The sequence below is a fragment of the Mycobacteroides chelonae genome (assembly GCF_016767715.1).
Classification (GTDB): domain Bacteria; phylum Actinomycetota; class Actinomycetes; order Mycobacteriales; family Mycobacteriaceae; genus Mycobacterium; species Mycobacterium gwanakae.
Genome location: NZ_CP050145.1, coordinates 926,969 through 953,541 on the forward strand (window position 1 = coordinate 926,969; position 26,573 = coordinate 953,541).

At 60.4% G+C, this 26,573-nt stretch carries 23 protein-coding genes and 2 pseudogenes; 20 read left to right on the forward strand and 5 right to left on the reverse strand.

From position 1 onward, the window contains the following. Nucleotides 1-1,125: 1,125 nt before the first annotated feature. Nucleotides 1,126-1,287 carry a rubredoxin gene (locus HBA99_RS04560; protein WP_081336265.1) on the reverse strand — a complete coding sequence of 54 codons (162 nt, stop codon included), beginning with the start codon at nucleotides 1,285-1,287 and terminating at the stop codon, nucleotides 1,126-1,128. Nucleotides 1,288-1,420: 133 nt separating this feature from the next. On the opposite strand from HBA99_RS04560, the gene HBA99_RS04565 reads away from it, so the two are divergent. The 13 genes and pseudogenes from HBA99_RS04565 (at nucleotide 1,421) to HBA99_RS04620 (ending at nucleotide 16,243) form a co-directional block, all read left to right on the forward strand. Then, nucleotides 1,421-2,590 carry an alkane 1-monooxygenase gene (locus tag HBA99_RS04565; protein ID WP_081347625.1) on the forward strand — a complete coding sequence of 390 codons (1,170 nt, stop codon included), beginning with the start codon at nucleotides 1,421-1,423 and terminating at the stop codon, nucleotides 2,588-2,590. Nucleotides 2,591-2,616: 26 nt separating this feature from the next. Beyond that, nucleotides 2,617-3,021 carry a hypothetical protein gene (locus HBA99_RS04570; RefSeq protein ID WP_131822719.1) on the forward strand — a complete coding sequence of 135 codons (405 nt, stop codon included), beginning with the start codon at nucleotides 2,617-2,619 and terminating at the stop codon, nucleotides 3,019-3,021. A 325-nt stretch (nucleotides 3,022-3,346) separates the two neighbouring features. Then, on the forward strand, nucleotides 3,347-4,630 hold the full coding sequence (locus HBA99_RS04575) for a GMC oxidoreductase (protein ID WP_234798052.1): 1,284 nt from the start codon (nucleotides 3,347-3,349) through the stop codon (nucleotides 4,628-4,630). 788 nt (nucleotides 4,631-5,418) lie between these two features. Beyond that, a pseudogene (locus tag HBA99_RS04580) lies at nucleotides 5,419-5,682 on the forward strand (TetR/AcrR family transcriptional regulator); the annotation flags it as partial. A 361-nt stretch (nucleotides 5,683-6,043) separates the two neighbouring features. Next, nucleotides 6,044-6,248: pseudogene (locus HBA99_RS25075) on the forward strand (fatty-acid--CoA ligase); the annotation flags it as partial. 1,084 nt (nucleotides 6,249-7,332) lie between these two features. Further along, nucleotides 7,333-8,190, forward strand: a complete 858-nt coding sequence (locus HBA99_RS04585) for an MlaE family ABC transporter permease (RefSeq protein ID WP_070951511.1) — start codon at nucleotides 7,333-7,335, stop codon at nucleotides 8,188-8,190. Between the two features lie 28 nt (nucleotides 8,191-8,218). Further along, entirely contained in the window at nucleotides 8,219-9,049 is an 831-nt protein-coding gene (locus HBA99_RS04590; protein ID WP_420063454.1) for an MlaE family ABC transporter permease, read from the forward strand. Continuing rightward, nucleotides 9,050-10,555 (forward strand): MlaD family protein, encoded by a 1,506-nt coding sequence (locus HBA99_RS04595; RefSeq protein WP_070951509.1) that lies wholly within the window; start codon nucleotides 9,050-9,052, stop codon nucleotides 10,553-10,555. Continuing rightward, a complete protein-coding gene (locus HBA99_RS04600; protein ID WP_070951508.1) occupies nucleotides 10,552-11,619 on the forward strand; it encodes an MlaD family protein in 1,068 nt (355 codons plus the stop codon). Before HBA99_RS04595 ends, HBA99_RS04600 begins: the two co-directional genes overlap by 4 nt. After that, a complete protein-coding gene (locus HBA99_RS04605; protein WP_070951507.1) occupies nucleotides 11,612-12,658 on the forward strand; it encodes an MlaD family protein in 1,047 nt (348 codons plus the stop codon). The genes HBA99_RS04600 and HBA99_RS04605 overlap by 8 nt, the downstream gene beginning before the upstream one ends. Next, complete coding sequence (locus HBA99_RS04610) at nucleotides 12,655-13,773, forward strand: MCE family protein (protein ID WP_070951506.1); 1,119 nt, start codon at nucleotides 12,655-12,657, stop codon at nucleotides 13,771-13,773. Before HBA99_RS04605 ends, HBA99_RS04610 begins: the two co-directional genes overlap by 4 nt. 32 nt (nucleotides 13,774-13,805) lie before the next feature. After that, a complete protein-coding gene (locus tag HBA99_RS04615; RefSeq protein ID WP_081347623.1) occupies nucleotides 13,806-14,996 on the forward strand; it encodes an MlaD family protein in 1,191 nt (396 codons plus the stop codon). After that, nucleotides 14,993-16,243, forward strand: a complete 1,251-nt coding sequence (locus HBA99_RS04620; RefSeq protein WP_070951504.1) for an MlaD family protein — start codon at nucleotides 14,993-14,995, stop codon at nucleotides 16,241-16,243. Before HBA99_RS04615 ends, HBA99_RS04620 begins: the two co-directional genes overlap by 4 nt. Nucleotides 16,244-17,205: 962 nt before the next feature. On the opposite strand, the gene HBA99_RS04625 is transcribed toward HBA99_RS04620, so the two are convergent. Both HBA99_RS04625 and HBA99_RS04630 read right to left on the reverse strand, forming a co-directional pair. Further along, on the reverse strand, nucleotides 17,206-18,345 hold the full coding sequence (locus HBA99_RS04625; protein ID WP_070951503.1) for a flavin-containing monooxygenase: 1,140 nt from the start codon (nucleotides 18,343-18,345) through the stop codon (nucleotides 17,206-17,208). Beyond that, the gene (locus tag HBA99_RS04630; protein ID WP_070951502.1) at nucleotides 18,314-18,817 is read right to left on the reverse strand and encodes an NAD(P)-binding protein; all 504 of its coding nucleotides are present in this window, start codon (nucleotides 18,815-18,817) and stop codon (nucleotides 18,314-18,316) included. Before HBA99_RS04630 ends, HBA99_RS04625 begins: the two co-directional genes overlap by 32 nt. 389 nt (nucleotides 18,818-19,206) lie before the next feature. Here HBA99_RS04630 and HBA99_RS04635 point away from each other — a divergent pair, with 389 nt between their 5' ends. The 4 genes from HBA99_RS04635 to HBA99_RS04650 all read left to right on the forward strand — a co-directional run bounded on the left by HBA99_RS04635 (nucleotide 19,207) and on the right by HBA99_RS04650 (nucleotide 21,274). Then, the gene (locus HBA99_RS04635; protein ID WP_070951501.1) at nucleotides 19,207-19,836 is read left to right on the forward strand and encodes a hypothetical protein; all 630 of its coding nucleotides are present in this window, start codon (nucleotides 19,207-19,209) and stop codon (nucleotides 19,834-19,836) included. Continuing rightward, complete coding sequence (locus tag HBA99_RS04640; RefSeq protein WP_070926181.1) at nucleotides 19,833-20,255, forward strand: nitroreductase family deazaflavin-dependent oxidoreductase; 423 nt, start codon at nucleotides 19,833-19,835, stop codon at nucleotides 20,253-20,255. Before HBA99_RS04635 ends, HBA99_RS04640 begins: the two co-directional genes overlap by 4 nt. Nucleotides 20,256-20,549: 294 nt before the next feature. After that, on the forward strand, nucleotides 20,550-20,738 hold the full coding sequence (locus tag HBA99_RS04645; RefSeq protein ID WP_199253004.1) for an LLM class flavin-dependent oxidoreductase: 189 nt from the start codon (nucleotides 20,550-20,552) through the stop codon (nucleotides 20,736-20,738). A 194-nt stretch (nucleotides 20,739-20,932) separates the two neighbouring features. After that, complete coding sequence (locus tag HBA99_RS04650; RefSeq protein ID WP_131822806.1) at nucleotides 20,933-21,274, forward strand: hypothetical protein; 342 nt, start codon at nucleotides 20,933-20,935, stop codon at nucleotides 21,272-21,274. 63 nt (nucleotides 21,275-21,337) lie between these two features. Here the strand turns inward: HBA99_RS04650 and HBA99_RS04655 are convergent, their stop codons facing one another. Then, nucleotides 21,338-22,015, reverse strand: coding sequence for a TetR/AcrR family transcriptional regulator (locus tag HBA99_RS04655; protein ID WP_070951499.1), 678 nt, complete (start codon nucleotides 22,013-22,015; stop codon nucleotides 21,338-21,340). A gap of 24 nt (nucleotides 22,016-22,039) precedes the next feature. Here HBA99_RS04655 and HBA99_RS04660 point away from each other — a divergent pair, with 24 nt between their 5' ends. The 3 genes from HBA99_RS04660 to HBA99_RS04670 all read left to right on the forward strand — a co-directional run bounded on the left by HBA99_RS04660 (nucleotide 22,040) and on the right by HBA99_RS04670 (nucleotide 25,864). Beyond that, nucleotides 22,040-22,864: an SDR family NAD(P)-dependent oxidoreductase gene (locus HBA99_RS04660; RefSeq protein ID WP_070926614.1), complete on the forward strand. Its 825-nt coding sequence runs from the start codon at nucleotides 22,040-22,042 to the stop codon at nucleotides 22,862-22,864. A gap of 69 nt (nucleotides 22,865-22,933) precedes the next feature. After that, nucleotides 22,934-24,097 carry an FAD-dependent oxidoreductase gene (locus HBA99_RS04665; protein ID WP_234796924.1) on the forward strand — a complete coding sequence of 388 codons (1,164 nt, stop codon included), beginning with the start codon at nucleotides 22,934-22,936 and terminating at the stop codon, nucleotides 24,095-24,097. Nucleotides 24,098-24,190: 93 nt separating this feature from the next. After that, entirely contained in the window at nucleotides 24,191-25,864 is a 1,674-nt protein-coding gene (locus HBA99_RS04670; RefSeq protein ID WP_070951498.1) for a carboxylesterase/lipase family protein, read from the forward strand. A 249-nt stretch (nucleotides 25,865-26,113) separates the two neighbouring features. On the opposite strand, the gene HBA99_RS04675 is transcribed toward HBA99_RS04670, so the two are convergent. After that, complete coding sequence (locus tag HBA99_RS04675; RefSeq protein ID WP_070951497.1) at nucleotides 26,114-26,572, reverse strand: SRPBCC family protein; 459 nt, start codon at nucleotides 26,570-26,572, stop codon at nucleotides 26,114-26,116. Nucleotide 26,573: the final 1 nt, after the last annotated feature.

Consider the following 26,573-nt stretch of genomic DNA (forward strand, 5'->3'; position numbering starts at 1 on the left):
CGGCTGACGATCAGTACGAGGAGTCCGCCTCCGACAATCATGTAACCCGATGCGCGACGGGCCAGAAGATGAAGCTCACGTTGTGGTTGCTGCCAGGGTGCCGACGACAGCATCAGGGGAATCGCCAGCATCATGGTCGGCCAGATATGACGCCATGAGCCGCGCAGCCCTTCTCTTCATGTCGCCCGTGGCCGCGATCGAGATCAGACGTGTCTGCTGACACGGCTCGTCCCAGGCAGGCATTCGTCCGCGTCCACCGTGGTTGCCGCACCGATACATGGAATCCGCCCTTGAAATCTATAGATTAGCTAAAAAAATATTTGATACTTAACTGTAGTTCCATTCTGTCTATGTGATCGCACGGAACTTCGTGCTGACATCGCAAGTTATACATGGCGCATGCGAGTCCAACGTCCACCAAACGGTTGACAGGTAGTCCACCTTCTGGTGAGTGTCAAAGTCGGTCAAGAGGACGATTGCACAGACGCGGTCAGGCTTGTTACATTATGTAGCGGTTTATAGATCCCGTCTTTTGTCCAACGTAGACATACTTAATGTATCCCTATGAAATCGACTAATGACCACGGTGAAAGTTAATTCCGAGCTTCCCGCAATGTTTATGTGGGAAGTAGTCACAAATCCGTCCTATTGGTACATAAGTTCAAGCGGTTTCGTGCCACGCGTAGGAAACCGATTTTGGGTTGACTGTTTGCCTTTGCTGGGTACCCAATATTCGGGGTTGCACGAAGGTGAAGTCACGGCAGTGGAGCCGGAGCTACTACTGGAACTGGCCGTGCGCACATACGCTGGCAGAGGACAACATCAGCATTGGAATGTCAAGTGCAAGTTAATATCTCATGGTAGTGGGACTCTCGTTGAGGCCGTGGTAGGCGGGTTAGATACCCGCCGCCGTGAGCACCGCATTCTCTTACGCGTCGTTGAAAAGATTGTTGAGTTGAGCCTGCCGCGGCATCACGGCGATTTCCCTGGATGACGCCCCGCGATAGCGCGGAGCATTCCGTGCGCGTCATCACGCGAACTACGTTCTGTTTTCTTCTGAACTAATTACAAAGGTGTTCTTTTCAGGAAGCTTCCCATTCTCCGTTGGAGCTCCTGTGAGGTTCATTACTGAACCAGAAAATCTGTTTTGTCGCGCACGCCGCAGTCTGGGCAATTCCAATCGACTGGAATATCGGCCCACGGGGTTCCGGGTGGAAATCCTTCACGCGGATGACCAGTGGTTTCGTTATACCGATACCCGCATTCGGGGCACTGGGCGCCTGCCATCTGGATCCTCCTTCACTCCGGGCTGGACCGCTCTGTCGGTCATGCCTCGCAGAAAGTGTGTATTGCCGATCGAGTATGAGCAATCTATATTTAGTAGCTGGTATGGCAAGTCGGGGGACTTGGAGGAGTAACGATGCGAGTAATGTCATTCGATAGCCGGGAACGGCGACCAGCCTGCGACCCCACGGGGAGCTGGCGAGATCCGAAGCGGATCTTGTGGCTACTGGGTCTTATCGTCCCGGGGCTTGTGGCTCTATCCTGGCTACTTGTCAAGATCAGCGGCGTGACCCTGTTTTGGTGGCTAGGGCCGATCTTGGTCTTCGTGATCATCCCCATCTGCGACGAGATCGCGGGCTCCGACCGTGAGAATCCGCCCGAGGCCGTCCTGGAATGGCTAGAACATGACCTGTTCTACCGAATTGCGACGTATCTTTACCTACCCAACCAGTACCTATCGCTCATCCTTGCCTGCTGGTTTTGGAGCGGCGGGGGTTGGCTGACAATGACCTGGATCGATAAGACCGGATTGATGCTGACTGTCGGAACAATCGGCGGAATCGGTATCAATACAGCCCATGAACTGGGCCACAAGCGCGTCAACACCGAGAAGTGGCTCAGTAAAATTGCTCTCGCGCAAACCGGGTACGGGCACTTTTTCATCGAGCACAACCGTGGGCATCACGCCCGGGTAGCGACGCCTGAGGATCCCGCCACTTCGAGGTTCGGCGAGAGCCTTTATAGATTCATTCCGCGGTCGGTGTCTGGCAGTCTTCGCTCCGCGTGGGCGATCGAGAGCGGTCGGTATAAGAGAATGGGCCGGTCGCGATGGTCCCTGGGCAACGACATCCTCAATGCCTGGCTTATGACAGTCGTGCTATTCGCGGTCTTGCTTCTGTGGTTTGGGCCGGTGGTTACGCCTTGGCTGATCGGCCAGGCGATCTTCGGGTTCTGTCTGCTGGAGTCAGTGAACTATCTCGAGCACTACGGGTTGCGCCGCCAAAAACTTACTGACGGTAGGTACGAGCGGGTCCGGCCATCGCACAGCTGGAACAGCAACACAGTCATTGCCAATGTCTTTCTGTTTCATCTGCAGCGACACTCGGATCATCACGCACACCCCGTACGCCGCTACCAGGTACTTCGCCATACCGAGGAGGCGCCGCAACTGCCCCGGGGCTACGGGACAATGTTGTTGTTGGCAATGTTTCCGCCTGTGTGGCGAAAGGTGATGGACCCCAGGGTCCTGCGTCACTACAACGGCAACATCGAACTCGTCGGCCTGCCCCCTCGAAGCCGGCGCTGAGTATGAGTGGAAAAAGACAGCACGACATGAACAAGGAATCACCGGCGAGCGAAGCAGCGGCGGCGCTAGCAGCGGGGCGCGATGTTGAAGCGCTGCGGCTAGCAGAGAGCGCAGTAGCTGCCCGCTCGACTGACGCTCTGGCTTGGAGAGTAATCGCCTATGCGTATGCCAACCAGGGTTCACAGCACCTAGCCATCGAGAGCGCGATGAATGCCGTCACGTATGCACCGAGTGAGCCAATCAGCTACTACACCTACGCATGGGTCTTGAGTAATGCCTGCAAGTACCGCATAGCGCACGATGCGGTGGACCAGGCGCTGCGGCTCGACCCCAGTTTTGTTGACGCGCTGCGTTTACGGGCCGCGATTCGTCATCGGCTCGTTGACAACGAGAGGCATGCACCAGAGGTTGCCGATGGCAACGAGGGGTGAGCTGCTGATGCGGGTGACCTCCCGCAGGGCTTTCTTGGCCATGACCGCTGGTGTTGGCATCTCAGCGGTCGGACTGAGCGGTCGGCGAGAGCTGACACGCAGCCATTACCAGGCAATCGTTGTCGGCAGTGGATACGGCGGGGGCGTCAGCGCCCTACGGCTTGGACAGGCGGGTGTGCGTACGCTAGTGCTGGAGAAGGGCAGACTTTGGGACACGCCCGACGCTGACGGGAGCCGTTTCTCGAAGGTACTTCCGTGTGATAACCGAGCCGGCTGGTTCACGCCGGTAGCGCCTAGCATCGTGCCAAGTTATATGGGATTTTCCATGGCCGATGTCGCTAGACACACTCAAACCAAACAGCCCGTGCAGGCCGGTATCTGCGAGAAATCAGTTCACGGCGCCCACAGCATCTTTCGTGGCATCGCGGTAGGCGGTGGGTCGATGGTTAACGCCGCCGTCGCAGCCATACCAACTCCAGCACAGGTGCGAGAAGCATTTCCCGATATAGATACTGTGCAATTCCTCCGCAAGTACATGCGCCGAGCTGAAGACATGTTGCGCATCAGTCACCGGGACATGTCCTGGTTTGAGCAGACACACTGGTACCAATATGCCCGGGTTGCAAGACAATACGCTGCAAATGCCGGGTACTCGATTGACTACACCGGTAGTGCCTACAGTTTCGAATACATGGAACGAGAAGACGCGGGGCAAGTCCCGAGATCTGCGCTGGCCCTGGAGCAGCAGTTCGGCAACAACTATGGTCGTGTCGGCAGCGTCGACCGAACGTACCTGGCCGCAGCGCAAGCCACAGGCAATGTCTTGGTCCGCGCGCTAACCGAAGTAACCGCAATCAGGCGCGAGCCAGATGGCGAATGGGTGGTATCCACCCGAACGATTGACCGCTGGGGCAAGATGCTGGGCCAGCGGGAGATTGGTTGCGAACACCTGTATCTGAACGCTGGGGTGCTCGGCACCGTAAAACTCCTCCTGCAGGCACGCGACACGGGTGCGTTGCCTGATCTTAGCGACGAGATTGGATGCGGCTACGGAAACAATGGCGATGTCATGGTCGCCCACATGCTCAAGGAAAGCGACCCGGCTGGAACCCATCAGTCGATCATGGGCTTGATCAACATTGACGGGCGCTACGATCCGTCCAACCCGGTATTCGCCACGATCTTCTCCATTCCGCTCGCTGTCGAGACACATGCCCTGGCCTACTACGCCATGGTGAAAACCGATGACCGAGCTGAGATCACCTACGACCGAGAATCCGACACCGTCACTGTTAACTGGCCCCAGGCGCATACAGACCATCTGTTCGAGAAGGCTCATGCTGTATTCGATAGCCTTACCGGCGCCAACGGGGTCGACTACCGCGAGGATCTGTTCGAAGGTAGCGCCTTTGCTGCCAACACCGTGCACCCCATGGGTGGATGCGTTCGAGGCAAAGCCACCGACAGCTATGGACGCCTTAAGGGATACCAGAACCTATATGTTAATGACGCGTCTTTGATTCCGGGCTACCTCGGGTGCAACCCCTTTATGACAGTCACCGCGCTTGCTGAACACAACATGGAGGCCATCCTCCAAAACCGACGCTGAAAACTTGCGCCGGACCAGCTGCTTTAGCGGGCTCGTAGGCGGTGAATCACCTCGCCCACCGGCAGATAGCACTAGCAGCTGACCCGCTCCTTGATGAGCTGGCGAGAACTTCGCTGCCATCGCCCGCGCCGTCGGCTCCGCGGATGCCTTCGGGCGGCGACCTGGCACCGCCGCAGCGGTGGTGTGGTTCGCTGGCGCTGGTCTGGTTCCAGGACCTGAACCCGGCCCTGGATGTGGGGCGCCCGCCCGAATGCTTCGTGAGGGCAATATCGATGTCGTGACTACACGAATTGCATACTACTGCAGGAAAATTCGAAGGTAGTGGATACGAGCGCGATAGGCAGGCTGCGCCTTCGCAGGCGACGCCGTCGTTGGGACCTATGTGAATAGGTGTCGAAACTCTGCTGGGTCGGTGAGGCGTTTTAGATGACGGTTGGCGGCGAGTCGGTGGTGTTGTTCTTGTTGCCGGGGTGAGGCAATGGGATTAGTGAGTGGGCGGTGGATGGACGTGTGCCCGTTTATACGTCGATGATTTTGACTGCGCGGGTGGCAGATATTGGCCTACGGCGTTGCGGCGCAATGTGAATCTGATCATGACGGCGTGTAGGCGGATAGGACTATGCGCGGTCATGCGTCGGTAGAGGGTGCGGTCTAGGGGTGTTGTTGAGTGCTGGGGACATGCCTACTCACCGACGTTTCAGGGGCGCATCAGCCTCTGCTCTTATTCGCCATGCGTGCCGGCGAGCCCTTTTCGAGCTGGCTACTGCGTGTTGAGTTACCGTCAACTTGTGCGGGAGTCGACTTTCCAACGTGCGCGAACAGCTGAACACAAACGCGAGCGAGCGGCTGCGATGCTCGACGCCGCTCGTTCGTTAGCATCTGAAGTGGGAGTGTCGTCGGTGACTTTGAATGAGCTAGCCGATCGTGCCGGTATCCACCGTTCTGCGGTGCGTCGTTACTACAGTTCCTACAAGGAGGTCCTGCTCCTTGTAGGACAAGAGCGATGGCAACACTGGTCTGTCAACGTTTGTGAGTCACTCGAAGCTGCCGGCCAAATGCCTTGTCGTGCATAGCGACTCCACCGGTGCACGGTCCTGCGCCGTTAATGGCGTGGTGCCGCCCAAGCCGCGGACCGTATAGGGCACACACGCAGGAGGCTGAATTTGTTGATCTATATGGCTTTGTGCAGCAGGATCCGCTGTTGTTTGTAGCGGGCATCAAGGCCGGTGACAGTAATGTCAAGTTTTCGTGTCACGTCCATGAGATACGAGCTGGCAGTGAATATTCCACTGGGCTGGGAGTTGTTCAGCGGTGTGTGCACGCAACGCCAGTCCCAAAGTCTTCCAGGTGAGGCACGTGTAACTCGACGTTCGCGCGTTCCCATGTATCTCTGTGTCCGGCCGGTCTGTGGGGCTTGGTAATGGGTACGCGGATCGCGAGAACGCGGTCTCGCAGGTGTCCTGCGGCAAGATTCCAGGCTACCAATGGGCGGTGATCGTCAACCCAATGCCGATGAGGAGCTGGCCGACGGTGAGGTCGGGGAGTTCTGGTTGGCGGCAACAACGTCGGCCGCGGTTACTGGGGGAGAACCAAAGAGACGGACTTCTCGTTCGGCAACATACAACGGCTCCTTTAGGAACGCATCCGCCAGTTACAGCGTCCTCCTCGAACCACAATGAATGAATGGAGATGCCTACGGCTCCCACAGGACGTAGTCGCACTATCCGTAGCGGCGGTGCACCGTATCACCGATAGTCCGCACACCGGACAACAGTTTGCGCTGCTTAAGTAAATATCGTACGCAACGCCCTGAGCACTTCGTCCGTTCCGGGCTTAGTTGGCCACTCTCGGGTACTCATAGTCAGCTAGGGATTCGGCCTTCATTTCCGCATCTTGATGGCCATCGCCGTGCTAGTGGTCGGATGAGGGCCTTTCAGTATGACATCCAAGATTGACCTGGCCTTGGGGAAGCTGCATCTGACGCTCGGCATGGCGCTGCTGGAACAGTTCTTCGGCTAGCGAGTCGACCATTCGGTCCTGTGCGAAAAAGCACCCAAATCAGCTCTTGGATAAGTGATCTGCGGCCGCGGACAGCAACAACAAAGACTGGTTGAGCTCCTCTCAGCGGGTGGTGCGCGCTGCAGCATGCCAAGCCCGCACTCGGAGAGAGTGCAGATCGACACACGAGACCTTGTTGCACCACCGTGTGCGGCCAGCTACCGCTGCCCGCTCAAAAAAGGGACTTTAGTTTGTATTGCTGCACAATCCGAGAAGCGATACTACTTGGATAGTTCGAGCTGCAGGGAGTGTCATGGTCACCATCTCGGTGTTGAAGAGATATGAGTGCTATCCGGATTGCATTAAACTTCCAATTACGTTACTTTCCAGCCCTTAGGTAGTGATAGCCGGCGATGGGAGGTGTTTGTGGAGTCGAGCATGAGGGCTATGTTGCCGGGAGTCGTCTGCGGTGTTTCCGCGGGCGACGGCGGATCTGTTCGTCGAGAATCTCGTTGCGGTGCAAAAACTTTGGTTGATTCTGACGTGGCGTCGAAGCGACGCGCGACGACCGGTTGGAACCCGTTCAAAATATGCGCGTCAGCGGTAAGTCGCGGACTGCTCTGGATGTTAGCTGACCTCCGCTTCTTTCCGCTAGTCGCTGCCACTACGGGATTGATAGCTGTCCACAGAGACTCGCAGGCGCAATGACGACGCAGGACGGTCGCCGCGCCGCCACTGATGGCGTTGCGGCGATCCAGGATTGGACGACCGGATACGTCAAGCGGCACCCGCTGGAATCCCTCGAGACCGTCGGCGAGCAGTTCGTGCTCGGTGTCCGCACCATCCAGTGGTTCTTCATCGACCTGTTCACCGGCCAGTTCCAGTGGCAGGAGTTCGTCAGGCAGGGCGCCTTCCAGGCCGGCACCGCCGTCGTGCCCGTCATCCTGGTCACCCTGCCCATCGGTGTCACGCTCTCCATTCAGTTCGCACTGCTCGCCGGGCAGGTCGGTGCGACATCACTGGCCGGTGCGGCCAGTGGTATCGCGATCATCCGGCAGGCCGCCTCCCTGGTGGCCGCGATTCTCATGGCATCGGCGGTGGGTTCGGCGATCACCGCCGACCTCGGCTCGCGCACCATGCGTGAGGAGACCGACGCTATGGAGGTCATGGGTGTCTCGGTGATCCGTCGGCTTGTCGTGCCCCGTTTCGGCGCGGCCATCATGATCGCGGTCACGCTGACGGGTGTGGTGTGTTTCGTCGGCTTCCTTGGTGCCTATCTGTTCAATGTGTATTGGCAAAGCGGCGCGCCGGGCAGCTTCGTGTCAACCTTCGCGTCGTTCGCGAGCCCGGGCGATATGACGCTCGCCCTCATGAAGGCGGTGATCTACGGCGCCATCGTGGCGGTGGTGGCCTGCCAGAAGGGTCTGTCGACCAAGGGCGGCCCGATCGGTGTCGCCAACTCGGTGAATGCGGCGGTCGTGGAATCGATCCTGCTGCTGATGACGGTCAACCTCGCCATCAGCCAGCTGTACAACATGCTGTTCCCTCGAATGGGGCTCTGATATGAGCGTATCGAGGCATCTCCCTCGGATGAGAAGATCTTTCGTTATTGGGTCCAGGCAGGCCTTCCGCTCGATCGGTAGATCCGGGCACATGGTCGCGTTCTTCGTGCGCGCGATCGTCGGTGTTCCGATTGCGTTGCGCCACTACCGGAAAGAGTTCCTGCGCCACCTTTCCGATGTTGCCTGGGGTAATGGCTCCCTGGTAGTCGGTGGCGGCACTGCCGGTGTTGCACTGGTTTTGGGTGTCACCACGGGTGCTTTGGTGGCCATTGAGGGCTACAATTTCCTGGATCTGTTGGGCTTGGGTCCTGCCACCGGAATCATTTCGTCGTTGGCGAGCACTCGTGAATTGGCCCCCATTGTGGCGTCACTTGCTTTCGCGATGCAGGCGGGCTGTCGCTTTACCGCGCAGCTGGGTTCGATGCGCATCGCCGAGGAGATCGACGCCATGGAATCGGTTGCGATTCGGCCGATTCCGTTCTTGGTCACGACTCGATTGATGGCGGCGACCATCGTCACCCTCCCCCTGTATCTGGTCTGCCTCGGGATTAGCTATTTGTCCTGTCAGGTAATGGTGGGCATCCTTGGCGGCGGATCGGTCGGGTCGTATCTGCATTACTTCGGTATTGGGGTCAGCGGGATCGATATCGTCTACTCGGTGCTCAAGGCGGTTGTCTTTGTCTGGCTTGCCTCGACCGCTCAGTGCTACTACGGCTTCTACGCCAGCGGTGGACCCGAGGGTGTAGGCATCGCCGCCGGGAATGCAATGCGCGCGTCGATCACTCTGGTGATCATCGTCAACATGCTGCTCACGCTGGCCTTGTGGAGCGTGGATGCGGGCGCCAGGTTGGGCGGGTAGATGCCAAATTCTTTCGAGTCCGATGGCCGTGGTCCCACCGATGTACAGCTCTTTGCTAGTGGTGTTGCCCTGTTTGTCGTGGCGGGGTTGCTCACCGGTTTGATGCTCCTGAAGTCGGCAGGGCGTCTGAACGACTACGTTCGCGTGGTGGCCGACCTTGTCAATGTCGGTGATGGTCTGCCGCGGAAATCGGATGTGAAGTACCACGGCATTCTGGTCGGCGAGGTTGACGTTGTCACGCCGGCAGCCGACGGCAAGCCCAATTTCGTGTATATCAACCTGAAGTCGCAGTACGCCAAGTCCATTCCGGACACCGCGACCGCGCGTGTGGTTCCTAGCAATGTGTTCGCGGTGTCGTCGGTGCAGTTGGTGGACCGCGGACCGGGTGCACCCGTCCGCGGCGGGGCGCACATCGCCGAGGACACCCAGCTGCCGACCGTTCTGTTCCAGACGACGGTGAGCAAGCTGCGTGACGTCCTCAACGCGACCGGCCGCAGCCGTGACGGCAACACGGTGGGCATCCTGGCGGCTGTCGGCGCCGCTACCGACAACCGCCGCGTCAAGCTGCTCACCGGGGGCGCGCAGCTGAACCGCCTCATCGGTGAGCTCAACTCCATCGTGGCGACCGATACGGGGGCGTCTACCGTTTCGGCGCTGCTGAATGCGACTGAAGGGCTTAAGCAGTCGGCGCCGGAGTTACTGGACTCGCTCGGCGTGGCCGTCCAGCCCATGCGGGCATTGGTCGAGAAGCGCGAGCAGCTCACCAGCCTTGTGTCCGGAGGCCTGCACACGATAGGCGCGGCACACCAGGCCTTCTACAACCATTCCGATCAGCTCATCGGTATCACGTCCGACCTGGCACCCGTCATCGGCTCCTTCGCGGACAAGTCCCGCAATTTCGTCCCGGCGTTCAGCAAGCTCACCAATGTGTCGCAGAGATTCATGGACCACATGTGGATGCGGGATCGCGACACCGTGAACCTACGGGTAAACGTCTCGTTCACCCCCAGCTATGACTACACACGGGCCGATTGTCCGCGATATGGCGAGTTGAAGGGGACGAGTTGTTTTACCGCGCCCGAGCTCGTGGTACGTCCTGACTTACCCGAAGAACTACTGCCACAGAACTACAAGGTGCCTCCAGATCTGCAGCCTCCGCGCGGAACAGTTTTGGGCCCCAACGGAAACCTGGTCGCGGTCGGGCCCCCGTATGTGGTGCTACCCGGCGGACCGAGCCTGACCGATCCCAACCCGCCGCTGCCGCCGTGGCAGCCGGTGCCGGTGCCGCGCGTCCCCGGCACCGCCGACCCCGGACTACTGGAACCCCAACCGGACGTCGCGCCCGCCTCGTTCGGCGGGAATGTGGGTCCGGTCGGCAGCACCTTCGAACGCGCTCAGCTCAGTGCCATTACCGATAAGCCGGCGAGCTCATCCACCCAACTGCTACTCGGTCCCCTTGCTCGGGGCACCACCGTCACGATGGCTAGAAAGGAACTTTCCGAATGAGTTTCAGGCGACTATTGATCGCGCTGTCCGTCTTCGTGGCAGTGGCTCTGGCGTTGACATGGCTGGTGTATGCCACGTTGCGTCGCGAGATCAGTGGGGATACGACGGCATACTCGGCCGTGTTCACCGACGTTTTCGGGTTGCGCGATGGTGACGACGTGCGCATGGCCGGTGTGCGAGTGGGGCGCGTCCAGAAGATCGAGTTGGTCAACAACAAGCAGGCCAAGGTCGACTTTGTCGTCCAGAACGAGCAGAAGCTGTACGGCAACACCCTGGCCTCGGTGACGTATCAGAACATCGTCGGCCAACGGTACCTCGGTCTGTCGCGCGGCAAGCCCGGCGCTTCCGACAGCGACACAGTTCTACCGGAGGGGGCGACGATCCCTGTGGAGCGCACTGATCCGTCGTTTGATGTGACGACCCTGCTCAACGGGTATGAGCCGCTGTTCTCTACGCTGGATCCGGAACAGGCCGACAACCTCACCAAGGGTGTCATCCAATCTCTACAGGGAGATGACGCCTCAATCGCCACCCTCGTTACCCAAACATCAAGACTGACAGAAACTTTCGCGGGCCGCGATCAAGCGCTGGCGAACGTGATCACCAGCCTCAACACCGTTGCGGGGAATCTCTCGCTGCAGAACGAGAGCCTGGATAACACGATCGCCCACAGTCGAAAGATAGTGTCGGACTTTGATGCTCACCGTCCGACGCTGGTATCCGCGGTGGGCTCCCTGGCGCAGGTGACCCGACGCCTGTCGGCGATCACCAAGGAGGTTAATCCGTCGCTGGAAGAGTTGATCGGGCGCCAGCCCGGATTCGGCAAGCACCTGGTAGGCATCGAGCCGCAGCTCGCGTTCTTCGGCGACAATCTGCCGTTGGTGCTCAAGGGGCTGGCGCGCATGTCGAATGAGGGCGCGTTCCTCAATGTGTATGCGTGCGACCTGGATTTCACCAGCTTTTTTCCGGGTTTGAACGATGTGGTGCCGATCATCGTCAATGCGGCGACGCCCGGCAACGTCGCCCAATACACCCCGCGATGCAGGAACCTGGCCAATGGCTGAGCAATCGAGGTGGCAGAGGTTCAAGAGCCGGCCGGTCGAGACCTATAACAAGACCTGGCTCGGCTTAGTGGCGATAACTGTGGTCGTCGCGCTGATTGGAGTGATGCTGCTCGTGAAAGCCCTTGGGCTGGGGTACAGGAGCTACACCGCCGAGTTCGTGCAGGCCGCCTCCTTGCGGCCCGGTCAGCCGATCACGGTCGCGGGCATCCCGGTCGGGAGTATCACGAGCCTGCGGCTCGCCGGTGACCATGTCGAGGCGGGGCTTTCGGTTCGTGACGATGTGATCCTGGGTAAGGACACTAAGGCCTCCATCCGGGTGACCACGATCCTGGGCTCCAGGTTCCTGGATCTGCGTCCCGATGGTCCCGGATCGTTGCCCAACAGGACGATTGACATAGCGCATACAGAGGTTCCGTACGATCTTCAGGCCACGCTGAAGGACGTGACGACGACCTTCGAACAGGTTGATTTCGATAAGGTTGCACATTCGCTCAGTGTTCTCGGCAAGCAGCTCGACGGTCTACCAGAGGTGGTTCCGCAGGCCATGGAGAACATCCAGAGGCTCTCTTCGATCATTGCTGACCGTCGTGATCAGCTCGGCACGCTGCTCAAGAGCAGTGAGAAGATCACTAACACGCTGCGTAGTCAACAATCGAGTGTCGGCACCCTGATCAATCAGGGCCAGGCACTTCTTGGTGAATTCGTTTCGCGCCGTGGCACTTTCCACGCCATGATGCAGGCCCTGACCAACCTGGTCGAGCAGCTCGGCAAGATCGTGATCACGAACCGGCCGCAGCTCGACGAGATGCTCAAGACGATGCAGGAGCTTTCCGGCATGTTGGGCAAGCATGACGACTTGTTCCGTGACGCTCTGCAGGCGGGCGCGGTGGCGGTGCGCGGTGTCGCCAACAGTTCGGGAACGGGCAACGCCATCGACTTCAACATCACGAACGGGATCGTCATTGACTCCTGGATGTGCGCAATCAGTTCTCGTGCCAAGCAATTCGGCATGATCCAGTACTTCAAGGACTGCAAATGAGTATTGGCAAGGGCAGGCTGATTGCCATCATCGCCGCAGTCGGAATCGGTGCCGCTGCCGTCGTCGGCGCGGGTGCGTACTACGTGAAATCGCAGATCGACCACATCACGTTGACTGCGCAGTTCGACAGTGCGTCCGGGTTGTATGAGTCGAATGTCGTTGCGGTGCTGGGTATGCCGGTTGGCAAGATCACGAAGATCACGCCGCAGTCCGGGTACGTGGATGTCGAGTTCACCGTCGACAACCAAGTTAAGGTTCCCGTCGATGTGCAAGCGGTCACCTTGTCGACCTCGATTTTGACCGACCGCCAGGTCGAGCTGACCCCCCCGTATCGCGGCGGCCCGACGCTCAAGGACGGTGACACCATCGGTCTGGATAAGACGAAGACGCCGGTCGAGTTCGACCAGGTGCTGGGCGTATTCGACAAGTTGTCGGTGTCGCTCAAGGGAGACGGCAAGGGGCAGGGACCCGTTGCCGACGTCATCGACTCCGTAGCGGGGATCGCCGACGGTAACGGCGAGAAGATTAAGACCGGTCTCGGAGAATTGGCCAGGGCGCTGCGGCTCAGCTCTGAAGGCGGTGTGACCACTCGCGAGCAGATGACGACCATCATCAAGAATCTCAGCTCATTGTTCGATGCCGCGGCGCGCAACGACGCGCAGTTGCGCCAGTTCGCCTCGTCTATTCGTCAGCTCAGTCAGGTCCTCGACGATGAGGCGCTGGGCACAGGTGCCACCGGCCGCAAGCTCACTGACTTGATCAAGCAGGCCGGCGATGTGATGGAGGCCAACCGTGACCACATCAAGCAGACCGTCGTCAACGGCAATACCGCACTGAAAGCGGCCGTTGATGAACAGCGCAATTTGGGTGAGCTCTTGGATGTTGCGCCCCTAGCGCTGGAGAACCTCTACAACAGTGTTGACCGGGACAACAAATCCCTGCGGGTGCGGTTACTCACCGAGCGTTTGATCTTCGACAACGGCACCGCCAAGGAGATCTGCAACATGATGGGCCTGCGCCAACTGGGCTGTGGCACTGGAACATCACAGGACTACGGCCCCGACTTCGGGCTGACCTACGTCCTGGACGGTCTCGCGGCGATGGGCCAGAAGTGATGACGCGACACAAGGCCTTGACCCTCTCGGTTATGGCCATTCTGATGACATCGGCGTGCTCGACCAACGGCCTGGGTGATCTGCCGCTGCCGGCCCCTGGTGTCGGATCCGGCGGCTATCACCTGACGGCCTTGTTCTCGAATGTGCTCAACCTGCCGGACAAGGCCAAGGTGAAGCTCGCCGGTGCCGATGTGGGTCAGGTCGACGACACGCGGGTGCAGAACTACACCGCCATCACCACGCTGCGCATCCTCAACGGCGTTCGACTTCCTAAGGGCAGCACAGCCGAACTGCGTTCGGCCACACCGCTGGGCGACGTTTTCGTCTCCATCCGACCGCCCGCGGGTGCTGCTGAGTTGTACTTGGACGCTCCCATCCTGCGGGAAGGTGACACGATCGGCCTAGACTCGACGAGGGCTGCCGCTACTGTGGAATCCGTCCTGAGCTCGGCCGCCCTGGTCTCCAACGGGGGCGCGGTCCGCAATCTGACCAACATCGTTAACGGGTTGGGTAGAGCGACCGGCGATCAGGGCCAGGCGCTGGGCGACCTGATCAAGGACTCCAATCATCTTCTCAACGTGCTGGATTCGCGATCGTCGCAGCTATCGGAATCCCTGGTGCAGACTTCGGAGTTCGCCGACCGAATCAATGCCAAGAACCAAACACTCACGGATATCGTGAAGCAAGCCGATCCGGCCACCGCAACTCTGGCCGCGAACACCGCGCAACTGTCCGAGCTAGTGATGCAGATCGGCGACGTCACTAAGCAATTGCAGAGGTTCCCGTCGATCGCCGGCACCGATACCAGCGGGCACAGCGTTATCAAGGATGCCAACACCGTGGCGCGGGCGTGGAACGATATGGCGCAGGACCCGAATATCAGCCTGGCCCAAATCAATCGGATGCTTCCGCCGATGATCAAGTCCACCGCGGGAAGCTCACTGTCGCTGCGGATCAGCATCGACAAGTTGGTTCTGGGATCCGTTGGCGATGCCGGGGCATCGGCCGACATCGGCTCGCACGGCCCGAAACGGTACGACTGGGCCCAGCTGGTCGGCTCATTCAAATACACCTTGTGGCGGCTGCAGGAGCGCGTAGTGGGCAAAGGCGCATACGGCGACGAGGTCCCGGTCCGTCCCAGCCCGGCGGAACCCGGCGTCATCAAACCAGGGCTCCCAAGCGCGTCCGTGGCGCCCGTACCGAAGGCGGGAGGCGGAAGATGATTAACGAGGCTGCCAACCTGATCGTGGCCGTAGTTCGTGCCGGTCACCGCCGGAAGGCGGCCTTGTCGAGTCTTGCGTTGGCTGCAACGCTCGTGCTCGCGGTGGCATACCTGTTGGTGGGGGCGTTGCGTGTCAACCCATTTGCCTCGACGTATCGGGTGATGGTGCAGCTGCCGGAGTCCGGTGGGTTGTTACCTAATCAGGATGTGGCGTTGCGGGGGGTCAAGATTGGGACGGTGCAGTCGCTCGAGATTACCCAGCAGGGTGTGAATGTGACCGCCCAGATTCAATCCAGGTACCGGATTCCGACTGCGGCGAAAGTCCGCGTGACGGGTTTGTCGGCAGCCGGTGAGCAGTACCTCAACTTCGAGGGCGGGCCCGGTCAGCAAGGCCCGTTCCTCAAGGACGGCGCCGTGATCTCTGAGGGTGCGCAGGTGCCGGTGACGTTGGCCAAGCTGTTGGCTGATGCCGATGGTCTGCTGGCGCAGGTGGATCCCAAGAAGCTGGAGCTCATTAAGAAGGAATTGAGCCTGAGCAAGGAAGGCCCGCGCAAGCTCACCGAGATCATCGACGGCGGCACCTTCTTGCTGAGCACCCTGGATTCGGTGCTGCCCGAGACCACCAGCCTGCTCAAGACCAGCCGGGTGGTGCTCACCTTGGCCGCCGACAAGAACTCGGGCATCCAAGCCACCGCCAACGAGCTGGGCCGCACCCTGCGCGGCGTGGACAAGATGCAAAACGGCTACCGCACCCTGCTGGAACAAACACCAAAAGCCTTGTCGGGGGTAGACAATCTGTTCGCCGACAACTCGGACACCATGGTGACCCTGCTGGGTAATCTCGCTACCACCTCGAAGCTTCTTTATCTGCGCGTACCGGCGATCAACGCGCTGTTCCCCAACAACCGCGGATCGGTGCTGGATTCGTACGCCGACGTCATGCGAGAGAACGGCATCTGGGTGACGGCGGATCTCTACCCCCGTTATGCCTGTGACTATGGGACACCGCGCCTGCAGGCTTCATCTGCCGCCTTCACCGAACCATTCCTCTACACCTACTGTGGGGACGAGGATCCGGCGGTTCTGATCCGCGGCGCCAAGAACGCACCGCGACCAGCAGGGGACGATGCGGCGGGCGCACCGTCAGGGGCGGATCTCGGAAGGACCACCAACCCCACGCCGCAGGGGCGGTTCACCGTACCCACCCCCTACGGCGGACCGACATTACCGATCGAACCCCCGCAATGAACGGGGGGACATGCGGTTACCGCGACACACTTCGAAAGCTGCCTGTCTGGAGCGCACACGCTGCGCAGCGTTCGAGGAGGACCCTAACCATGTGTATCGCCCGAACGCGGTGAGCCGATAGCCGCCACCGCCACACCGAAGCTTCCAAGACCTCCACGAACACCGAAGACACATCGGTCCAATGTGATCGCCTCCACCCACAACGATATTGTGGGCGGTACTGGCAGGTCGGGCCCCCTTTCTGACCAGGCATGATCTCGAGAACAACGTCCTGACCGCACCTGTGACGGCGACCGCGCTCTACTCTGGCGCCCAAATGGGCGCCGCCATCAACCAAGTCGCGCATCTGATCAACACAGTAATGCGGAACCGAATCAATGCCTCCGACAACACGACATGCGCCGAGCGAAAACAACAAGCGGCAGGACCCCAAACCGTCCCACAGCGAGTAGATTACGAAACATAGCCATTGAAGAAACGCCACCGCAGCGCCCCTCAACTACGGCCCCTTCTGCGTCATACGGAATGGCCAACATCATCCGGACAAATCCATCCCCAACTTTCCGAAAAAGATGGCCAAATACCATGTCGCAACGGCCCACTAAATCCGGAACGGACGCACATCGTCCTGCGGGCATGGGCTTGCCGCTGTAATACACGAGCTGTGCAACAGAAACACCAGGGTGCCGGACAGCTGCATCCGCAGACTGCGGAGGCTTCCAATACGTGATCCCGTTGCGGGTCCTTGAGTTATCCGTGGGGTTTGAAGCCGTTGCGTTGCGCTGACTCCGATACGACCCTCACATCGGACTCCGATCGACAGCTCAGGCTCCCGTTCACGTGCATCCACATCGCCACCCAAATAGTCAGCTAGTCGCTGGCTGCTGCACTTGAATTAAGCGACTCGCAGTATTAGCTAGTTGGCATTTCTTGTGGCTTTCCTTATGGGTGCGTCGTACGTACTACCTTGCTGCTGTTGGTGTTTCCGTGGTATCGAACGAATCGTCGTGCGTCGTCTCGGCCACAGCGAGCGGAGCCGCTGCGGAATCGCGGAACGTGTAACTTTCGGCGGGCACGAAGTGGATGCTGTGACGCCAGAGCGATTGGCGGAAACCAAACGACGGTCTGATCGCGGGGTTGTCCTTTTGTGAGTTGGCAAAATGCGTGCGCTTGACGTTAAATTTGCCCATTTGCCGCTCCACAAGGTACCACCGCATGGTTCTTGCTCCGCGCACCACCAACTCATGCCAATGGTCGTGTGCCTGCTGGGTGACCTCCGCGATGCGAGCACCCCGTGCGCGGGCCTCGACGATTACCCGGACCGCGTGACGGGTGTCTTCTTCTTTCATGCCCGGCCACCCTGTGCTGGTCCACGAGTAGGGACCGAACAGCATCCAGCGGTTAGGCGTCTGAGGAAGTGTGACTCCACCGAAGGCCTGGAGCTTGTGTTCCCGGTAGAAGGTGCCCAGATCAAAGCCGTCCTTCCCGGTCACCGCGCCGACGGGAAAGGCTTCGACGTCCGAGGCCACCAGATAGCCGGTGGCGGGCACGATCACATCGTAGTCGTGGTCAGTGCCGTCGATGGTGCGCAGACCCGTCTTGGTAAAACGTTCGATTCCCGTGGTGATGAGGTGGGTGTTTGACCTGTTCAGAGACCTCACGAACGTGGTGTTCAGGGTGGGCTGGTTGCCGAGGAAGCCGTACTGGGGCATCAGCTGTTGGCGGGTGTGCCGGTCACGTACCGCGATCAGCAACCACAGCCTGTATAAAGCGCGCAGTAGGGCTTCGACAGGCGGAATGAGCACTTTCGCCACGGGCACGGGAACATTCGTTGCTAGGATGGCCCCACCCTGAATGATGTTGAACAAAAACAGGTTTAGCAGACGCTGAACCTGGGGGTGGTTAAGGAGCTTGCGACTCTGCGGACCCAGCCTGAAATCAGGCTTGGGTATCGACCACACTGCAGTGCGCTGGAATACGTCGACCTGCGCGGCTGTCTTGGCGAGCTCAGGGGCGATCTGTACCGCACTAGGGCCGGTCCCAATCACTGCCACACGTTTGCCTGTGTAGTCATAGTCGTGATCCCAGGCGTTGGGCGGCATCAGCTTTCCGTCGTACTGGTCCTGTCCCGGGATCCCGGTCTCGCCCTCGGGGGCGGTTCAGGAAGAAGCCGGTCGCCCGTATGACGAACCGGGCGGTGATTTCTCCGCCGCCCGCCAGGTGCAGGGACCAGAAGGCGCCCTCTTCGTCCCACACCTCGCGTTCTATCTCGATCCCGAATCGCGCATGCTTGCGGAGGTCGAAGTGCTCGACCGCCCGCAACAGATAGGACTGCACCTCGCCGCCTTCGGCAAAGACCCGTGACCAATCCGGATTGCGGAAGAAGGTGAATTGAAACGCGAATGACGGTATGTCGACGGCGACTCCGGGATACGAGTTGGTCCGCCACTGTCCACCGAAGTCCACATCCCGGTCCAGGATCACAAAGTTGTCGATGCCCGCCTTGCGTAGCCGATAGCCGGCGCAGATACCGGCTATCCCGGCGCCGATGACCGCCACCTCGAACTGGGGCACAGCTGCCCTCGGGCTAGTCAGTGCGCGCGGGCTCGCTAAGGAGTCCGAGCCAGCGCTGGTCAATCCTGCGCACGGCGCCACCACCCTTCCCATATTACGACTATTCGCATAGGATCATTATCCACATAAGGGTGTGCGTCAAGCCCTGAAGCACCGGCAGGGGTGTGAGCAATGGATTGCCCACGATGCCCCATGGATTTCCAGAAGCGAGGCATTACGTGACATCGCACACCCGCGTTGAAGAATCGGATTCATCGTCGACGAGAGAGGGGGCCCTCGAGCGCGGGCTTGAGCGCCTAGCGTCTTTTCTTGGTAAACCCGCAAACACACGCGCGCTGTACGGTTTAGCTGTATTCGTCCTGGCCCTGGTCGGACTGGGACTTTTCGGCGTGGTGCATTGGATACTCCCAGAAGGCGGTGATTTCGCCGGCACCATCGCGTTCTACGGCAAATACCAAGTGCTGATCAAAGCCGGGCTCGCACTGGCAGGCGTCGGAGCGGTCGTGGTGGTCACCGTAATCGGTGTGCTCGCGGCACTGTTCTGGCATCTCGACACCAGTAAGCACCATGTCCTCTCCTGGGTTGCCGTCGTCAGCGACACCATATTTGCCACAACTATGTTCATCGAGATCAGCCTCGCCGCCGCACCGGCACTGCTATATGGGCACGTGTCCAATGAAATCATCCATGCCTTGCACATCATTCCCTTTGCCTCCGCCTACGTACTCGGTGTCGTGTGGATCCCGAACGTTGCCGCGACTCTTCTCATCGGATCCCGGTCCGGACTTTTCCCGGCGTGGCTTAAGGCGTTGGGGCTGACCACGATCGGGGCGGACCTCATGGCCGTCCTGGCCGTGACGACACTCAACGGCCCCCTCAATGGAGTGAACGGCCTTATCTCGTTCTACATACCGGCGTTCGTACCCACCTCGTGGTTCATCATGTTGGCCGTGTGGAGCGTCGTGCACTGGGCAGACACGCGCACAGCATCACTGGGCGAAAAAGGCTGGGCCGAGTGAGGCGTCAGCAGAGAAAGTCGACGAAGCAGCGATTGGAACGCGCCCTCGAGCGGTACCTGTTCAACCCCACCGTATTTGGGCTCGGAAAGCTTGGTCTGCGTACATCGTTGGCATCCGAGTTGGAGACGATCGGCCGCCGGACCGGCCGGGTGCGGCGCGTTCCGGTTTCGGCGCAGTTCGATGCGACGGGCGCATGGGTTATAAGCCAGCATGGCACTGCTTCCGGCTGGGGAAGCAATGTCCTTGCCAACCCGAGTGTTCGGCTGCGGCAAGGAAGGCGGTGGCGCAGCGGTACCGCTCGGTTCCGGCCGGACGACGACGTGGTCGCGCGGAGTCGAGCGTTTGGCGCTATCGGCGCGCAGGTGGTGAAGGCGTTGGTGACCGCACCGGTATCCGTGCGAATTGACTTCACCGACTGAACATCCGTGTGTAGAGGGGGCGAAGGACTTCGCGGATCAGGAAGCGGCTAGCGCTATCTCGTCTCCGCAACGGTGCAATCGACGACTGAAGCCGCGCATGCTCTATGGCGCTCGCGGGGCTTTCTGGTAGACCGAGGGCGAGCGGCGGTGGATTCCAGAAATCGGAAACGCCGGGCGCATCCGGGCTTCGAGTACGCCATGGTCACCGATCATGGGACCCAGCCCGCGAAAGTGCGGCAGGTCTAGGATGAGGACTTCTTCGAAGTTCTCGCATCGCTGTCATTCCTGTCGGCAGTGACATCCCGGATCAGGATCGGGACGACGGTGGCTGTGCTGCCCTTGCGGCATCCGCTGCTCCTGGCGCGGTCGGTGGCCACGATCGACCGGCTCATCGATGCCGGGTGGTGCTCGGTGTCGGAGTCGGGGGCGCGAGCGACGAGTACGCCTCCCTCGGTGTCGACTTCTCACGCCGTGGGGCGATGACAGACGAATATTTGGCCGCGATCCAGCGCATCTGATCGGGCGATTGGGCGTTCGAAGGGAGGTTCTTGCGTTTCGAGGATCTGTTGCCCGGTCCAACGCCCGCACGTCCTGGCGGCCCGCCAATCTAGGTGGGCGGAGCGTCGGACGCCGCCTTGCGCCGCGCGGCACGTTTCGGAGCAGCTTGGCACCCGACGTTGCCTACACTTGAGGCGCTCGCAGATGGCAAACGTTGCCTCGCCGAACTCGCCGAGGCGCGGGGCCGCGAACGGCCCGCCATCGCGCCACGGATCACCCTGAACATCACAGAGAAAACGGTTGCCGCTGAAAATCGGCCCCTGGGCATCGGCACCGTGGCACAGATCCGCGAGGATCTGTGCCGACTCGAAGAGCTCGGCGTGGGCAGCGTTGTCGTCGATCCCGTGAAACACAGGATCATCTACGACAAACTCACGCTCCCCGGTGTCGGGCGGTCCCCGGCGCAACAAGACGGCACAGAACTTGCGACCATAGAACAGTTCGCGAAGGAGATCCTTTGAGTTGTCTGCATAAATGCGGTGCCGGATGCGAGATGCTGTCGCGGTTTCGTCCACGCCGGCCCGTCACGCTAGGGGGATTTCGAGGCAACGGTCGAGCATGCGGTGGGCCCTCTCAGCGGATACGGGAGGACTCGACGGCCTGGAGGAGTTCACGGTGAACTTGATAATTTCGCGCAGGCCGCCTGCGAGGAACACGGTGAGTGCCTCGAGTTCGTCGTCCGCGAGGGGGGCGGAGCCGTCCTGCTCGCCCCTGGTTCGTGCGATGGGCTCGCATATCTCCAAGAGCAGTTCGTGGAAGATGTCCGCCAGTCTCTCGGACGCCGCACTGGGACGGAGGTTGCGGACCAGAGGCTCGTATCTCATGGACACGTCGACCAGTGTGTGAACTCGACGGATCGGATCGTCGCCCTCGTTTGCGAGTACCGCGGCCCGGAGCTTGTCGATTATCGCCGAGGCCGCGACGTCATCACGGTCTGTGAAGTGCAGATAGAAAACTTGTCTGCTCACTGAAGCCCGCGTGGCGATCTCGCTCACGGAGACGGATTCGATCCGACGCTCTCGCAAGAGATCGAGCATCGCTTCTTTCAGTTTCGCCTGTATACGGATGGATCGCGGGTCCGTGCTGCTCGCTCTCGACGGCATGTACCCGCCCTCCGGCGCTTCGTTGACAGATGTCCAGGATAACGCTAACGTCAATTCGTGGACACATGTCCACGAATTGACGTTAGCGTGCCGCTTCATTTCGAGAAGGGTTCGGGCCGCCTTATGGCAGAGCAATTGTCGAAAACATGGTTCATCACTGGGGCGTCGCGGGGCCTGGGGCGGGCATGGGCAACGGCTGCGTTGGAGCGAGGAGATCGGGTTGCGCTCGCGGTGCGCGAGGCAGAGGCTGTCGTCGATCTCGTTGGGCGGTTCGGCGACGCGGCGCTACCGGTGACGTTGGACGTGACTGATCGCCAGGCGGCACTCGCCGGTATCACGCTCGCGCACAAGGTATTCGGACGACTCGACGTCGTGGTCAACAATGCCGGGTTCGTCCTGACCGGGGCTGCCGAAGAGCTCAGCGAGGACGATGTTCGGGCGCAATTCGAGACGAACACTTTCGGAGTCATCTGGGTGGTCCAGGCCGCGCTGCCGGTTCTGCGCGCACAAGGCGCTGGGCACATCCTTAATGTCTCCTCGCTGAGCGGAGTGTCGGCCTTCGCCAACAGCAGCCTGTACAGCGCATCCAAGTGGGCCGTGGAAGGGTTCAGCCAAGCGCTGCGGCTGGACGTGAAGCATCTCGGGATCCGGGTGACCGTCATCGAGCCGGGGCCGTACGACACGGAGTTATACAGCTCTATGCGCAAGCCCGCGAGCACGATCCCCGACTATCAGTCGGCACGAGAACGTGCGCAGAGCGGTAGTGGCGAACTGCATCAGGGAGGCAACATCACTGCCTCGGCGCAGGCGATCCTCGCGGTGGTGGACGCGCCCGATCCGCCATTGCGCATCCTCCTTGGCGGGCACCGTGCATTCGTGGCAGCCGACTACGAATCCCGACTCGCCGAATGGAATGAGTGGGAGGACGTCTCGGCCGCAGCAGGGTAGTGACCGCGCACCTGCCAGTTGGTGGGCTCGCAAAAGAGGAGTAAACCCGAGTCGAGTAAGAGGTTTGAGATGGCGAAGCTGACGGTCGGTGTGATCGGCGCCGGGATCGGAGGCCTGTCAACAGCACTGGCATTGCAGGCGAATGGACTCAAGGCAACGGTGTTCGAGCAGGCGCGGGAGATCCGTTCCCTCGGGGCGGGTTTGGGTATTGCCCCGAATGGGCTTCGCGCTCTCTCAGGTATCGGCGCCGACGGTCCGGTCCTCCAGTGGGGTTTCCCACTAGAGGACATCATCGTGCGCACCTGGCGTGGGGAGCGAGTTCCGACACAAGGGGCGTGGGCGGCGGGCGGGCACCAGGTGCACCGGGCAGAACTGCAAAGCGGGCTACGAGACTTACTTCCCGATGATGCAGTGCGGTTCGGACGAATACTGAAGGGTCTAGCTGAGACGCCGGCCGGGGTAGAGCTCGAATTTGAGGACGGCTCGCGCGAGCGGTTCGACGTAGTAGTCGGGGCGGACGGCATCCACTCGGTCGTGCAGGGTTTCGTCGCCGAGCCGGTTGTGCCCACAAGCGAAGGTGTCATGGCATACCGGGGCCTCGTCCCCGTGGAGCGACTTAAGGGTGGGATCGACATTAGCCGGGGTCAGATGTGGACTGGTCCCGGCCGCAGTTTTCTCACCTACCCCGTGTCGCTGGGCCGCCTGCTCAATGTCGTGGCGTACGTCCCCACCGACCTCGACGGTGAGGACTCGTGGTCCGCGCCGGGTGAGGTTTCGGCCCTCGCGGCCCACTACCACGGGTGGGACCAACCTGTGCAGGAGATTATCGGCGCCATGGAGGAAACTTTCCGTTGGGGGATCTATGACCGCCCTCAGCCGTCGACGTGGAGTACCAATCGCGTGGCGGTGCTCGGCGATGCCGCTCACGCCACCACCCCGCACCTGGGGCAGGGCGCGAACCAAGCCATCGAGGACGCTGTCACTTTGGGTGTCCTCCTTGCAGACGCTGAGCCTCTGCAGGTGCCTGAACGCCTGCGTCTCTATGAGCGCCTGCGCCGCGAGCGGACCCAAAGAATCCAGCGCGACTCGCGCGTGATGGGACAAATCAACCGCAGCTCGGATCTGACCCCCGAAGAACGCGCCGAGCAGATAACACGACTCTGGTCAGAGGACTGGATAACTCCCTACGATGCCGAGGAAGTCGCAAAAGATGCTCTCAGAGACCACGCATAGCAGACATCGGAGCTGGCGGCTCAGGCGGGTGCCATTGGGAGAAGTATGTGCCCGTGCCATGAGGTTAGCCGACTACATACATGAGGACGCCGAATGACAACCACAGACACGATTGTCCAAACCACGAGCGGATTGCTTCAAGGAGTTCGCGAAGATGGCGTCATTGTTTACCGGGGCATTCCGTTCGCCCAGCCCCCGGCTGGCCAGCTGAGGTTCCGGCCGCCGCAGCCAGTCACCCCATGGCGCGGAGTGCGCGACGCGCGCGTCGCCGGGCCCGCCTCATACCAGGCCAACCCAGGCAACCAGGCGAAGATTGAACGCATCATCCGCGATATCGATCCGGGCGTGCCGGGCATCTTTGCCTGGCCAAGCTATGTCAACGAGACCTACCGCCACGACGACGTTTCAGAAGACTGCCTCTACCTCGATATCTGGGTGCCTGAGAGCTTGCCGCGGCAGGAATTGCCCGTGTACGTCTACTACCACGGCGGAGCGAATGCGACCAGCTCAGGGTCTTTCAGACTGGAGCGGGGCGCGAATCTCGCGCGCGAGGCAAACATGATCGTGGTTAGGCCGAATTACCGCCTGGGTGCTCTGGGTTGGGTCCATTTTGGGCTCCTCAGCGCAGACATCGCTGATGCTGTGAACCTTGGCGTGCAAGACCAATTCGCCGCATTGCGCTGGACGCATGAGAACATCACGGCATTCGGCGGCGACTCGAGCAACATCACCATCGGCGGAGAGTCTGCGGGAGCGACGGCGGTTTCACATCTGCTGACCAACCCCGATGCCCATCCCTATTTTCGGCGCGCGGTACTGCAATCGCTCTCACCGTTTAACCCGTGGTGCACGCAACAGCAGCCAGAGGCCATCGCCACAGCGCGGATGTATCTGGACTTGCTGAAGATTGATGACATCGCCAGCCTGCAGAGCATCGACTGCGACCAGCTTCTGGCAGCGCAGAATGTGCTGGCAAGGAAATTCCCTGCAGATCTACATGTCGCCTGGCGCCCTCTGGGTGCGGTGACCGACGGGAACTGGGTGCCCCGAGCCCCGGCGATCCATCTGTCGGAAGACGTGATCGCCAAACCTGATTTGGAGGTGGCCATCGGCTTCGCGAAGGACGAATGGCAGTTCTTCCGCGGTCACTCCGAAACGGTTCAACACGGGTCCGAGCAGGATGTTCTACGAGTTCTAGACCAGGTGTACGGCGCCGACGGAGCTGCTCGGCTCTACCAGCGGTACGCCGAGCTGTACCCGGGTCACTCGCCCGGACTGCTGCTTTCAGACATGATGTCTTTCGAGTTCTTCAAGCTAGCCTCGCTGGCGATCGCACAGAACCTCAGTGCACAAAAGATACCGGTTCATTTGTTTCAATTCTCCTACGAGTTGCCCGGTTTCGGAGGAAGACTAAGGGCTGTGCATACGGGGGACATCCCGTTCCTCTTTCGCAATCTCTCTGAAAACGACCTGGCGATGTGGCCCGCCTTCGACGGCGTTGACCGTGATGAGCTTCGACGGATCAGCACGCGGATGGGTGAGTTGTACGCGTCGTTCATCGCCGACGGCTCCCCGGTGCCCGGCTGGCCCGAGTTCGATGCGCAGACGTGGGAAATCCTTTGGTTCGGCGGTACGGTTGAGTCCAAGCGGGGCCTGCTCAAACCCGAGTGGGATGCTTTTCGCGAGCGTGGTTTCGGCACCGTCAGATCGTTGGAGGACGCGCTCGTCGACAACGTACGGAAAGCATTGGCAGACAACGATTCCTAATCGCTCGTGACCCACCCACGAACGCAGGCAACCAAGTTTCCGTGACCTGCAATAAGTAGCTCCGCGAACGGGCGGACTGGTCGCGGATGAAACGTCGGAGTGATTCTTGTGCGGTCGTGGCTTCGACCGCACAGACGGTAACACCGAGCTTGTTGAACGCCCATCGTGTGCGGAGATCGCCGAGATGACGACAGTGGTGGCCGGTAGATCGAAGGGCTTGTACTCGCTGGGAAGGGGCCGTTGTTCGGTTCAGTGGGCTTCGGCGACTCGTTTGAGATTGTCGAGAGTGATGCGCAAGCCCTTACGTACTTCCTTTGGGCGTCCGAGCCCTATCCAGATGAGTTCGAGCCAGCGCGGTCCGTGGAATATGAAGCTTTCGGTGACTCGCACACTGTTATCGTTGAGGGGTTCAAAATCGTACTGCCATGTTGTGGAGTCGTTGTACATGCCGCGGCCCGGCTCGATGACGAAAGTGAACACCCGTCCGCGGTCAGCGCGGGTGACGGTGCCGGTTCTTCCCCAGATGACCCCGCGCGAGCGGTTGCGGCCACGGAAGCGGGCGCCCACGAGCGTCCCTTCGGGTTTGTTGATCCACTGCACTTTTCGCGCCTCCGGGCTGAGTTTGCCCGTGTTCGACACATCGGCCACGATGTCGTAGACGGCCTCGGCCGAGGCCCGGATATCAATGCTTGCTTCGCCTTCAAACATG